Origin of the sequence: Kosakonia sp. LAM2021 (assembly GCF_016620385.1) — a bacterium.
Lineage (GTDB): Bacteria > Pseudomonadota > Gammaproteobacteria > Enterobacterales > Enterobacteriaceae > Kosakonia > Kosakonia sacchari.
On the sequence record NZ_JAENHT010000002.1, the window covers coordinates 225878 to 238768 of the forward strand.

Sequence of the window (12891 nt, forward strand, 5' to 3'; positions counted from 1 at the left end):
CGACACCACCTGCAATCTATCCAGGAGCGCGCGTTGGCAAACTCTGCAATCAAAACTGTTCTCACGGCTGCCCACTGGGGGCCGATGCTGGTCGACACCGACGGCGAAAAGGTGCTCGCTTCGCGCGGCGCGCTGCCGACGCGTCACCCCAACTCACTGCAAACCGTTGTGCAGGATCAGGTGCACAGCCCAACGCGCGTGCGCTACCCGATGGTGCGTAAAGGTTTTCTCGCTTCGCCTTCCAGCCCGCAGGGTGTGCGCGGGCAGGATGAATTCGTGCGCGTGAGCTGGGATGATGCGCTGACGCTGATTCATCAGCAGCACCAGCGCATCCGTGAAACTTACGGTCCCTCGTCGATTTTCGCCGGTTCTTATGGCTGGCGCTCCAATGGCGTGCTGCACAAAGCGGCGACCTTGTTGCAACGCTATATGAGCCTTGCCGGAGGCTATACCGGACATCTGGGCGATTACTCTACTGGTGCGGCGCAGGCTATCATGCCGCATGTCGTTGGCGGCAACGAAGTCTATCAGCAGCAGACCAGCTGGCCGCTTATTCTTGAGCATAGCGATGTGGTGGTGCTGTGGAGCGCTAACCCACTCAACACGCTGAAAATTGCCTGGAATGCCAGCGACGAGCAGGGCATTCCCTATTTCGACGCGCTGCGCAAAAGCGGCAAGCGGGTGATCTGCATCGATCCGATGCGTTCGGAAACCGTTGATTTCTTTGGCGACAGCATGGAATGGATTGCGCCGCATATGGGAACCGATGTCGCGCTGATGCTCGGTATTGCGCATACGCTGGTGGAAAATGGCTGGCAGGATGCGGATTTCCTCTCCCGTTGCACTGTCGGGTTCGACACGTTCGCTGCCTACCTGACCGGCGAGCGTGACGGTGTGGCAAAAACCGCTGAGTGGGCGGCAGAGATTTGCGGCATTACTGCCAACAAAATCCGCGAATTGGCAGCACTTTTCCACGAAAATACCACTATGCTGATGTCCGGCTGGGGAATGCAGCGCCAGCAGTTCGGCGAGCAAAAACATTGGATGCTGGTAACGCTGGCGGCCATGCTGGGACAAATCGGCACACCCGGCGGCGGTTTTGGTCTCTCTTACCATTTCGCCAACGGTGGCAACCCAACGCGCCGCGCGGCGGTGCTGGCCTCGATGCAGGGCACGGTGAAAGACGGCATTGACGCGGTGGATAAAATCCCCGTTGCGCGCATTGTTGAAGCGCTGGAAAACCCCGGCGCGCCATATCAGCACAACGGTATGGACAGGCACTTCCCGGATATTCGCTTTGTCTGGTGGGCGGGCGGCGCAAACTTTACCCATCACCAGGATACCAACCGGCTGATTCGCGCCTGGCAAAAACCGGAGCTGGTGGTAATTTCTGAATGCTTCTGGACAGCGGCAGCGAAACATGCGGATATCGTGCTGCCAGCAACCACCTCGTTTGAGCGTAACGATCTCACCATGACCGGTGATTACAGCAATCAGCATCTGGTGCCAATGAAGCGCGTGGTCGCGCCGCAATATGAAGCGCGCAATGATTGGGAGGTATTTGCTGAGCTGAGCGAACGCTGGGAACCGGGCGGCCGCGCGCGTTTTACCGAAGGCAAAAACGACCTGCAATGGCTGGAGACGTTTTACAACATCGCTGCCGAGCGCGGTGCCAGCCAACAGGTGACGCTGCCGCCGTTCGCCGAGTTCTGGCAGGCGAACCAGCTTATTGAAATGCCGGAGAGCGAGCAGCATGCGCGCTTCGTTCGTTTTGCGGATTTCCGCCGCGATCCGCAAGTTAACCCGTTGAAAACGCCGAGCGGAAAAATCGAAATTTTTTCCGAGCGGATTAACAGCTTCGGTTATGCCGATTGTCCGCCGCATCCAATGTGGCTGGAGCCGGATGAATGGCACGGTAACGCACAACCGCAGCAGTTACAGGTGTTGTCTGCGCATCCGGCGCATCGTCTGCACAGCCAGCTTAACTATTCCCGCTTACGGGAAACGTATGCCGTTGCTGGTCGCGAACCTGTCACGCTGCATCCTGCCGATGCGAAAGCGCGCGGGATTGTTGCGGGTGATGTGGTGCGCGTGTGGAACCAACGCGGGCAGGTGCTGGCGGGCGCGGTGGTAACCGACGGGATTAAACCCGGCGTGATTTGCATTCACGAAGGCGCGTGGCCGGATCTTGACCCTGCTGCGGGCGGCATCTGTAAAAACGGCGCGGTGAATGTGCTCACCAAAGATTTGCCCAGCTCACGGCTGGGCAATGGTTGCGCCGGGAATACGGCGCTGGCGTGGGTAGAGAAATATCAGGGACCGGCGCTTACGCTGACGGCGTTTGATCCGCCTGCCAGTTCATGATCCACGTCGGGTGGCGGGTTTCTTCCTGCCAGGCGCTATCTTCGATACGAAAGCCCTGAGCATGGTAGAAATTCACTGCCCGCACGTTTTTCTGATACACCTCAAGGCTTAGCCAGCTAAAGCGCTGTTTGGCGTGATCCATCAGCGCTTTGCCAATGCCGCGACCAATGGCGGCGGGGCGCACAAACAGCGCCCCGATAAACTGCGCGTCCATCACACTGATAAAGCCTTGCAGCTCGCCGTTCTCTTCCCAGACCCAGGTTTTTGCCACCGGCAAATAGGCGTCGCGCACCAGCGCTTCGCTGTCCTGCCAGTAGCGCACATCAATAAACGGATGGGCAAAGCTTGTGCTCTCCATCCACAGCGTGAGCAGCGGCGACAGATCCTTGCTACGCCACGCGCGGATCATGCTTTCCTCCGGGGTGACAGAAACAGCCGGTAATATGGTCGTTGACCAGCCCGCACGCCTGCATAAATGAGTAGCAAATGGTGGTGCCGACAAATTTGAAGCCGCGTTTTTTCAGCGCTTTTGATAATGCATCTGACGCCGGAGTGGAGGTGGGGATTTCCGCAAGCGTGGCGGCCTGAGTGAATTGCGGGGTGTTATCAACAAAACCCCAGACAAATTCTGAAAATGGCTCGCCGTTTTGCGCCATCGCCAGGTAAGCGCGGGCGTTGCCGATGATGGCTTCAATCTTGCCGCGATGACGAATAATACCGGCGTCTTGCTGCAGAATTTCTACCTCTTCAGCGGTCATTGCCGCGACGCGTTCAGGATCAAACTGGTGGAAAGCTTTGCGGTAGTTTTCCCTTTTTTTCAAAACGGTAATCCACGATAACCCCGCTTGTTGCCCCTCGAGGCAAATCATCTCGAACAGCTTTTTACCGTCCTTTTGCGCAACACCCCACTCGGTATCATGGTAAGCGAGATAAAGCGGATCCTGAGTAACCCAACCACAACGCTGCATATCCTTACTCCGTCTGTGATATGTAAAATAAACCTCTGCCTGTCTTGACGCGCACCCCAGAAAGACAATATTTATTAAAGGGTCTTGACCCTAACAAACAACGATAACAATTACGCCGAATTCGGCTCTTCTCTGGAGTCGCAACTTGATGAAAATAAACCGCAGTGGCCTTTCGCTGGTGCTACTGCCTGCTTGTCTGCTTTTTTGCCAGACGGCAGCGGCCTGGCAGCAAGAATACAGTGGCAGCGACAAACTGAATGTGACCGCCGAACGCTACACCTGGGATAGCGATCGGCAGCCGCGCTATAACGACATTCTTGAAGAGCGCATCCGCTCGACGCAAAACTTACCCGGCGTGGCGTTTAATCTGCCCGATGAAACCCCGCTGGATTCCATCAGTACCATGAGCATTGGCCTGAATATTCCGCTAGCAAGCCGCGTGACAACCGGCCCGGTTGCGGCGTGGCATTACGATGGCTCAATGACCTCAATGTATAACGAATTTGGCGACAGCGCGACCACCATGCAGTACAGCGATCCGCTGTGGCACGCCAGCGTGAGCTCGCTCGGCTGGCGCGTGGATAGCCGCTTTGGCGATCTTCGCCCGTGGGCGCAAATCAGTTTCAACCAGCAGTTTGGCGAAAATGTCTGGAAGAGCCAGTCCGGGCTTTACCGCTTAACCGCTGCCAACCAATACGGCAACTGGATGGATGTGACACTCGGCGCGGACATGCTGCTGAATCCGCATCTGGCGGCTTACGCGGCAATGTCGCAGTCGGAAAATGCCACCTTTGGGCAAAATTATCTCTACAGCATGGGCGTAAGCGCGCGTTTCTGATCTCTATTTAAAACAAACTTTTTACACTTAAGAAACAATCGTCGCGCCTTTTAGCGCGATAGTATGTACTAACTCACATTTACGATTCGGCGCGGGACGTGTTGCCCGTGCCATTCATTCCCGCTTACGTGCATTTCATTCCTTCTGACGCGCATTTCATGCCTTTTTTAACCAGGCGTGAAATGCGCTTCGTTATTGTTGTCGGCAGTGAATCCCTTCTCTTTCTTTGCAGGACGACTGCCATGAATACACCATCTGCTAATCGCACTCGCTGGCTGACACTGTTCGGCACCATTATTACGCAGTTTGCATTAGGGTCTGTTTATACCTGGAGCCTGTTTAATAGCTCGCTTTCCGAAAAACTGGGCGAGCCGGTAAGCCAGGTGGCTTTCTCGTTTGGCCTGCTGAGCCTTGGTCTGGCGCTCTCTTCTTCTGTCGCCGGGAAATTACAGGAACGTTTTGGAGTAAAACGCGTCACTATCGCTTCCGGTCTGCTGCTGGGGCTGGGCTTCTTCCTGACTGCGCACTCCAGCAACCTGCTGATGCTGTGGCTGAGCGCCGGTGTGTTGGTCGGTCTGGCGGATGGCGCAGGTTACCTGCTGACGCTTTCCAATTGCGTGAAGTGGTTCCCGGAACGCAAAGGGCTGATCTCCGCGTTCTCCATCGGTTCTTATGGCCTTGGCAGCCTGGGTTTTAAATTTATCGACAGCCAGCTGTTAGCCAGCGTCGGCCTGGAAAGTACATTTATGATCTGGGGCGCGATTGTGCTGGTGATGATCGTTTTTGGCGCGATGCTGATGACCGATGCGCCGCTGCAAAAAGTCTCCACGGTTAATGGCGTGGTGGAAAACGACTTCACACTGGCGCAGTCAATGCGTAAACCACAGTACTGGATGCTGGCGGTGATGTTCCTGACCGCCTGCATGAGCGGCCTGTATGTAATTGGTGTAGCAAAAGATATTGCGCAGGGCATGGTGCATCTGGATGTCGCGACCGCGGCAAATGCGGTAACCGTGATTGCCATCGCTAACCTGAGCGGCCGCCTGGTGCTTGGCGTGCTGTCTGACAAAATTGCCCGCATCCGTGTGATTACGCTGGGCCAGGTGATTTCTCTGGTCGGTATGGCGGCGCTGCTTTTCGCACCGCTGAATGCCATGACCTTCTTCATGGCGATTGCCTGCGTTGCCTTTAACTTCGGCGGCACCATTACCGTGTTCCCGTCGCTGGTGAGCGAGTTCTTCGGCCTGAACAATCTGGCGAAAAACTACGGTGTGATTTATCTGGGCTTCGGTATCGGCAGTATCTGCGGGTCGATTATTGCTTCGCTGTTTGGCGGCTTCTATGTCACCTTCTGCGTCATCTTCGCCCTGCTGATTGTTTCTCTGGCGCTCTCTACCACCATTCGCCAGCCACAACGCCGCGTTTACAAAGAAGCGCACGCCTGAAAGTAAAATTGTGCAGAAACCGCCGCAATGTCGGCGGTTTTTCTGTATCTGCCGCACACTCCCGCCAGAGCGACTATCCTTATTGGTCAGGTTCTACCTACTAAAGGAGTCTCAAATGTCTTTAGAAAAAGTGGTTTATCGTGCGAAAGCGAAAGCAACCGGGGGCCGTGATGGTCGTGCAACCTCTTCTGATGGCGTGCTGGATGTGAAGCTGGGTGTGCCAAAAGAGATGGGCGGCGCGGGCGGTGAAGTGACCAACCCCGAGCAGCTTTTTGCCGCAGGTTACTCCGCCTGCTTCCTTGGAGCGCTGAAACATGTTGCGTCGGTAGAGAAAAAGAAAGTGCCGCAAGATGCCTATATTGAAGGGCAGGTAGGCATTGGCCCGTTGCCGACCGGTTTTGGCATTGAAGCGCAGCTGGATATTCACCTGCCAGGCATGGATCACCAGGAAGCGGAAGCGCTGGTGCAGAAAGCACACATCGTTTGCCCGTACTCGAATGCGACCCGCGGCAATATTGATGTGAAGCTCAACGTGATCACCTCCTGATAGCCCATCTCTGTTACGGTTTTCTGACCCCGGCCATATTTTTTTGTAAATATATGGCCGGTTAGCACTTCCTCATGACACTTTTTCCCGCCGCTATGGTCTACTTAGCGCGCTTTAGGAGTTTCCGGGAAAATCTTCCAGCGCGACTTATCACCTTGCGGACGTTAGCGAATAACGCTCGTCAGGTGTTTTTTTCTTCCTTCAGAGTTGCTTGCATGACTTATATCAAAGCGATGACGCAGCAGAAGCTGAGCTTCCTGCTAGCGATTTATATCGGTCTGTTTATGAATAGCGCTGTGTTCTACCGTCGATTCGACGGTTACGCACAAGCGTTCACCGTTTTGAAAGGACTCTCTGCGGTTGTTGAGCTTATTGGTACGGTGTTGGTCACCTTCTTTTTGCTCCGCCTTTTGTCGCTGCTGGGCCGCCGGGTTTGGCGTGTACTGGCGTCGCTGGTGGTTATTTTCTCCGCCGCCGCCAGCTATTACATGACGTTTCTCAACGTGGTGATTGGTTACGGCATTATCGCCTCGGTGATGACCACGGATATCGATCTCTCCAAAGAGGTGGTGGGCTGGCAGCTTATCGTTTGGGTAGTGCTGGTCAGCGCGCTGCCGTTGCTTTCCATCTGGAGTAACCGCTGTCGTGACACATTGCTGCGCCAGTTGAGTACGCCGGGCGCGCGCATTCGCAGCGTGAGCATCGTGCTGCTGGCCGGTTTAATGGTCTGGGGACCGATTCGCCTGCTTGATTTGCAGCAGAAAAACTCGGAGCGGACGTCCGGTGTCGATATGCCGAGCTACGGCGGCGTGGTGGCAAACTCTTATCTGCCGTCGAACTGGCTTTCAGCGCTGGGCTTGTATGCCTGGGCGCAGGTGGATGAATCGTCCGATTACAAATCGCTGATCAACCCGGCGAAAAAATTTACCTATGTCGCGCCGAAAGATATCGATGACACCATGGTGGTGTTTATCATCGGCGAGACCACGCGCTGGGATCATATGGGGATGCTGGGCTACTCCCGCGATACCACGCCGAAACTGGCGCAGGAGAAAAACCTGGTGGCGTTCCGTGGTTACTCCTGTGATACCGCAACCAAGCTATCCCTGCGCTGTATGTTTGTGCGTGAGGGCGGGGCGGATGATAACCCGCAGCGCACGCTGAAAGAGCAAAACGTCTTTGCGGTACTGAAACAGCTCGGCTTTTCCAGCGATTTGTATGCTATGCAGAGCGAGATGTGGTTCTACAGCAACACCATGGCCGACAACATTGCGTACCGCGAGCAGATTGGCGCTGAGCCGCGCAACCGCGGGAAAAACGTCGATGACATGCTGCTGATTAATGAGATGCAGGCTTCTCTGGATAAAGGCACCCCCGGTAAGCGCTTGATTATTATGCATACCAAAGGCTCGCACTTTAACTACACGCAGCGCTATCCGCGCAGCTTTGCGAAATGGACGCCAGAATGTGTGAGCGTGGATGATAAGTGCAGTAAGGAAGAGCTGATTAACTCCTTCGATAACTCGGTGACGTATGTGGATCACTTTATCGATACGGTGATTGATAAGGTGCGCGATCGCAAAGCGATTGTGTTCTATGCGGCCGATCACGGTGAGTCGATCAATGAGAAAGAGCATCTGCACGGTACACCACGCAAAATGGCGCCGCCTGAACAATTCCGCGTGCCGATGATGGTCTGGATGTCGGACAAATATTTGCAGGATCCGCAGAAGGCGCATATGTTCGCGCAGCTCAAGCAGCAGGCGGCATTTAAAACGCCGCGCCGCCATGTTGAGCTGTATGACACCATCATGGGATGTCTGGGTTATACCTCGCCGAACGGCGGGATTAATGAGAACAACAACTGGTGCCATTTGCCGTCGCAGGCGGCGAAATAAGCCGCTTGCTGGCTTTATCACCAGTCAGTTAGCTTTTTTACACGAAGGGATTGACGGGGCATGTCGGCGGCAGTAAGATGCGCCCCGCATTCGGTGATTGGCGCAGCCTGGTAGCGCACTTCGTTCGGGACGAAGGGGTCGGAGGTTCGAATCCTCTATCACCGACCAAATTCAAAAAAGCCCAACCGAAAGGTTGGGTTTTTTGCTTTCTGCATCCGAAAGAGGATGAGAACCTCCGGGGGCAGAGGTTCGACTCGAGCGTAGCGAGAGAACGTTGCTTCAGCAACGGCCCGCAGGGCGAGCCACGCAGTGGTGAGTCATCCTCTATCACCGACCAAATTCAAAAAAGCCCAACCGAAAGGTTGGGTTTTTTGCTTTCTGCGCCCGAAAGAGGATGAGAACCTCCGGGGGCCGAGGTTCGACTCGAGCGTAGCGAGAGAACGTTGCTTCAGCAACGGCCCGCAGGGCGAGCCACGCAGTGGCGAGTCATCCTCTATCACCGACCAAATTCAAAAAAGCCCAACCGAAAGGTTGGGTTTTTTGCTTTCTGCGTCCGAATGCGGATTAGAACCTTCCAAAAAAGAGACTGCGCGAAGAGCGAAACCTGCAATTTCATCCGAAATCTCCCTTATCCCCATTTCCCGCTGCCAGTTCACTGTTTTGTGCGATATTCCATTGTATTTTTTTATATATGTTTGAATCTTTTTTCGCGTTGCTTATGGATAGAGGCAGCATTTTCACCTGTGCGTTTTAACGTTCGCGGCATTAATCGCTCAGATATTCAGCATTTCGCAAGAATTTTTTCATTATATGCATGAATGTTAATCACTGATTACGGCGAATTAATAAGCGCATTATTCTGGCTACTTGCCGCTAGCACAAATTTCCCTGCTGAAAACAGGCGCCTGAAGTTTTTTTAAACTTTGTTTACCGATTCTCACCGTCGTTGTAAATCCCGGTTACCTGTATTGACGTTTTGACATTCTGTTGACAGATTGTAGGGCGTGAGGGGCATTTCAAGGAGAATCTGCACTGCAACTCAGTCAACCTTGTGAAAGGAATCCCCATCTCTCATAACGCCTTCGGGCACAACCGACCAGACCGGGTAAAAATCTAATAAAGGGCTGTCGGATATACCCACTGCATGGGTAACAACACATATCACATTGGAGCAGAATCAATGAGTATTTCCTTGAAGAAGTCAGGGATGCTGAAGCTCGGTCTTAGCCTGGTGGCAATGACCGTCGCGGCAAGCGTGCAGGCTAAAACCCTGGTTTATTGTTCTGAAGGCTCGCCTGAAGGCTTTAACCCACAGCTTTTCACCTCTGGTACCACTTACGATGCCAGCTCCGTGCCAATCTATAACCGCCTGGTAGAATTCAAAACCGGCACCACGGAAGTGATTCCGGGTCTGGCTGAGAAGTGGGATATCAGCGCCGATGGCAAAACCTACACTTTCCACCTGCGTAAAGGCGTGAAGTGGCAGGACAACAAAGATTTCAAACCGACGCGTGAATTCAACGCCGATGACGTCGTCTTCTCCTTCGATCGTCAGAAAAACGATCAGAACCCGTATCACAAAATCTCTGGCGGCAGCTACGAGTACTTTGAAGGCATGGGCCTGCCGGACCTGATTAGCGAAGTGAAGAAAGTCGACGACAACACCGTTCAGTTCGTGCTGACTCGCCCGGAATCACCGTTCCTGGCTGACCTGGCGATGGACTTCGCGTCCATTCTGTCCAAAGAGTACGCCGATAACATGCTGAAAGCGGGCACGCCGGATAAAGTTGACCTGGATCCGATCGGTACTGGTCCGTTCCAGCTGCTGCAATACCAAAAAGACTCCCGCATTCTGTACAAAGCGTTTGAAGGTTTCTGGGGCACCAAGCCGAAAATCGATCGTCTGGTCTTCTCCATCACGCCTGACGCATCCGTACGTTATGCCAAACTGCAGAAAAACGAGTGCCAGGTTATGCCGTACCCGAACCCGGCTGACATCGCGCGTATGAAGCAGGACAAAAACATTAACCTGATGGAGCAGGCTGGCCTGAACGTCGGTTACATGTCCTTCAACACCGAGAAAAAACCGTTTGATGACGTGAAAGTGCGCCAGGCGCTGACTTACGCGGTAAACAAAGAAGCGATCATTAAAGCGGTTTACCAGGGCGCGGGCGTTGCGGCGAAAAACCTGATTCCGCCGACCATGTGGGGCTATAACGACGACGTTAAAGACTACACCTACGATCCTGAGAAGGCGAAACAGCTGCTGAAAGAAGCCGGTCAGGATAAAGGCTTTACCGTTGAGCTGTGGGCAATGCCGGTACAACGTCCGTACAACCCGAACGCTCGCCGTATGGCTGAGATGATTCAGGCTGACTGGGCGAAAGTGGGCGTACAAGCCAAAATTGTTACCTATGAGTGGGGTGAATACCTGAAGCGCGCGAAAGCGGGCGAACACCAGGCGGTAATGATGGGCTGGACCGGCGACAACGGGGATCCGGATAACTTCTTCGCGACCCTGTTCAGCTGCGCAGCGGCTAAAGACGGTTCCAACTACTCTCGCTGGTGCTACAAGCCGTTTGAAGATCTGATTCAACCGGCGCGCGCCACCGACGACCACAACAAGCGTGTTGAACTGTACAAACAGGCTCAGGTGGTGATGCATGACCAGGCTCCGGCGCTGATCGTCGCTCACTCCACCGTTTACGAGCCAGTGCGTAAAGAAGTCAAAGGCTATGTGGTTGATCCGTTAGGTAAACACCACTTCGAAAACGTGTCTGTTGAATAATAAGCACGGTGCCTTTTCCCTCTCCCCTTTGGGGAGGGGGAATTTACATTTGTGAGCAATACAGACGCGCCGTCGCCAGGCGTAGCGTCACTACTGAGAATCCGGGTTATGTTGCAGTTCATTCTCCGACGTTTGGGGCTGGTTATCCCAACGTTTATCGGTATCACCCTTCTCACCTTTGCCTTTGTCCATATGATCCCCGGCGACCCGGTAATGATCATGGCGGGTGAGCGTGGTATCTCTCCTGAGCGTCACGCCCAGTTGCTGGCCGAGCTTGGTCTCGATAAGCCGCTGTGGGAGCAATACGTCAACTATGTGTGGGGCGTGCTGCATGGTGATTTAGGCATGTCGCTGAAAAGCCGTCTTCCGGTGTGGGACGAGTTCGTACCGCGTTTTAAAGCGACGCTGGAACTCGGCATCTGCGCCATGATTTTTGCGGTAGCCGTAGGTATTCCGGTGGGCGTAATGGCCGCTGTGAAGCGCGGTTCCATCTTCGATCACACTGCCGTGAGCCTCGCGCTGACCGGTTATTCCATGCCTATCTTCTGGTGGGGCATGATGCTGATTATGCTGGTCTCGGTACAACTGAATCTGACCCCGGTTTCCGGGCGCGTCAGCGATATGGTGTTCCTCGACGACAGCAACCCATTGACCGGGTTTATGCTGATTGATACCGCCATCTGGGGCGAGGACGGAAACTTCATCGATGCCGTTGCGCACATGATCCTGCCCGCCATCGTGCTCGGTACGATTCCGCTGGCGGTGATTGTGCGTATGACGCGTTCGTCAATGCTGGAAGTGCTGGGTGAAGATTATATCCGCACTGCGCGCGCGAAGGGGCTGACCCGTATGCGCGTGATCATCGTTCACGCGCTGCGCAACGCGATGCTGCCAGTGGTGACGGTGATTGGCTTACAGGTCGGCACGCTGCTGGCGGGCGCGATCCTGACGGAAACCATCTTCTCCTGGCCTGGTCTGGGGCGCTGGTTGATTGATGCACTGCAACGCCGTGACTATCCGGTCGTGCAGGGCGGGGTATTGCTGGTCGCGACGATGATTATCCTCGTCAACCTGCTGGTCGACCTGCTTTACGGCGTGGTGAACCCGCGTATTCGGCATAAGAAGTAAGGGGCCATCATGTCACAAGTCACTGAAAATAAAGTTGTCTCCGCACCGGTGCCGATGACCCCGCTGCAGGAGTTCTGGCACTATTTCAAACGCAACAAAGGCGCGGTGGTCGGGCTGGTTTATGTGGTGATCATGCTGATTATCGCCGTGTTCGCCAACTTCCTCGCCCCGCATAACCCGGCGGATCAGTTCCGCGATGCGCTGCTTGCGCCCCCGGTCTGGCAGGATGGCGGCACCTGGACGCACATCCTCGGTACTGATGACGTTGGCCGCGATACGCTGTCGCGCCTGATGTTCGGCGCACGTTTGTCGCTGTTGGTCGGCTGTTTAGTGGTGGTGTTGTCGCTGATCGCCGGGATTATCCTCGGTCTGGTCGCCGGTTACTTCGGCGGCGTTATCGACAACATCATTATGCGTATCGTCGACATCATGCTGGCGCTGCCGAGCCTGCTGCTGGCGCTGGTGCTGGTGGCTATTTTTGGCCCGTCGATAGTTAACGCCTCGCTGGCGCTCACCTTCGTGGCCCTGCCGCACTATGTGCGTCTGACGCGCGCGGCGGTGCTGGTGGAAGTGAACCGCGATTACGTCACCGCTTCCCGCGTGGCGGGCGCAGGCGCGATGCGCCAGATGTTCGTCAATATTTTCCCTAACTGCCTTGCGCCGCTGATTGTTCAGGCGTCGCTTGGTTTTTCCAACGCCATTCTCGATATGGCCGCCCTTGGCTTCCTTGGCATGGGTGCGCAGCCGCCAACACCGGAGTGGGGCACCATGCTCTCCGACGTGTTGCAGTTCGCACAAAGTGCCTGGTGGGTCGTGACCTTCCCCGGTGTTGCGATCCTGCTGACGGTGCTGGCATTTAACCTGATGGGTGACGGCCTGCGTGATGCGCTCGACCCCAAACTGAAGCAGTAAGAG

10 protein-coding genes, 1 tRNA gene and 2 other RNA genes are annotated in these 12891 nt (G+C 54.9%); 11 read left to right on the top strand and 2 right to left on the bottom strand.

What is annotated here, in order from left to right:
- The first annotated feature begins 33 nt into the window (after positions 1 to 33).
- Entirely contained in the window at positions 34 to 2364 is a 2331-nt protein-coding gene (locus tag JKP81_RS07535; RefSeq protein WP_200551240.1) for a molybdopterin guanine dinucleotide-containing S/N-oxide reductase, read from the top strand.
- Here the strand turns inward: JKP81_RS07535 and JKP81_RS07540 are convergent.
- Positions 2327 to 2773: an N-acetyltransferase gene (locus JKP81_RS07540; protein WP_200551241.1), complete on the bottom strand. Its 447-nt coding sequence runs from the start codon at positions 2771 to 2773 to the stop codon at positions 2327 to 2329. The two genes, JKP81_RS07535 and JKP81_RS07540, sit on opposite strands and share 38 nt — an antisense overlap.
- Positions 2754 to 3332, bottom strand: a complete 579-nt coding sequence (gene tag / locus JKP81_RS07545) for a DNA-3-methyladenine glycosylase I (protein WP_200551242.1) — start codon at positions 3330 to 3332, stop codon at positions 2754 to 2756. The genes JKP81_RS07540 and tag overlap by 20 nt, the downstream gene beginning before the upstream one ends.
- Positions 3333 to 3480: 148 nt before the next feature.
- Between tag and JKP81_RS07550 the strand changes: the two genes are divergently transcribed.
- The 10 genes from JKP81_RS07550 to dppC all read left to right on the top strand — a co-directional run bounded on the left by JKP81_RS07550 (position 3481) and on the right by dppC (position 12888).
- Positions 3481 to 4170, top strand: coding sequence for an autotransporter domain-containing protein (locus tag JKP81_RS07550; RefSeq protein WP_200551243.1), 690 nt, complete (start codon positions 3481 to 3483; stop codon positions 4168 to 4170).
- Positions 4171 to 4412: 242 nt separating this feature from the next.
- Positions 4413 to 5615 carry an MFS transporter gene (locus tag JKP81_RS07555; protein ID WP_200551244.1) on the top strand — a complete coding sequence of 401 codons (1203 nt, stop codon included), beginning with the start codon at positions 4413 to 4415 and terminating at the stop codon, positions 5613 to 5615.
- 115 nt (positions 5616 to 5730) lie between these two features.
- Entirely contained in the window at positions 5731 to 6162 is a 432-nt protein-coding gene (locus tag JKP81_RS07560; RefSeq protein WP_007369567.1) for an organic hydroperoxide resistance protein, read from the top strand.
- A 215-nt stretch (positions 6163 to 6377) separates the two neighbouring features.
- Complete coding sequence (gene eptB, locus JKP81_RS07565; protein ID WP_200551245.1) at positions 6378 to 8060, top strand: kdo(2)-lipid A phosphoethanolamine 7''-transferase; 1683 nt, start codon at positions 6378 to 6380, stop codon at positions 8058 to 8060.
- 91 nt (positions 8061 to 8151) lie between these two features.
- Positions 8152 to 8228, top strand: a tRNA-Pro gene (locus JKP81_RS07570).
- A gap of 36 nt (positions 8229 to 8264) precedes the next feature.
- A non-coding RNA gene (locus JKP81_RS07575) (RtT sRNA) lies at positions 8265 to 8397 on the top strand.
- A gap of 36 nt (positions 8398 to 8433) precedes the next feature.
- Positions 8434 to 8566: non-coding RNA, RtT sRNA (locus tag JKP81_RS07580), on the top strand.
- Positions 8567 to 9240: 674 nt separating this feature from the next.
- A complete protein-coding gene (gene dppA, locus JKP81_RS07585; RefSeq protein WP_200551246.1) occupies positions 9241 to 10848 on the top strand; it encodes a dipeptide ABC transporter periplasmic-binding protein DppA in 1608 nt (535 codons plus the stop codon).
- A 108-nt stretch (positions 10849 to 10956) separates the two neighbouring features.
- Positions 10957 to 11976, top strand: coding sequence for a dipeptide ABC transporter permease DppB (dppB, locus tag JKP81_RS07590; RefSeq protein ID WP_017458244.1), 1020 nt, complete (start codon positions 10957 to 10959; stop codon positions 11974 to 11976).
- Between the two features lie 9 nt (positions 11977 to 11985).
- On the top strand, positions 11986 to 12888 hold the full coding sequence (dppC, locus tag JKP81_RS07595; RefSeq protein WP_200551247.1) for a dipeptide ABC transporter permease DppC: 903 nt from the start codon (positions 11986 to 11988) through the stop codon (positions 12886 to 12888).
- The last annotated feature ends 3 nt before the right edge of the window (positions 12889 to 12891 follow it).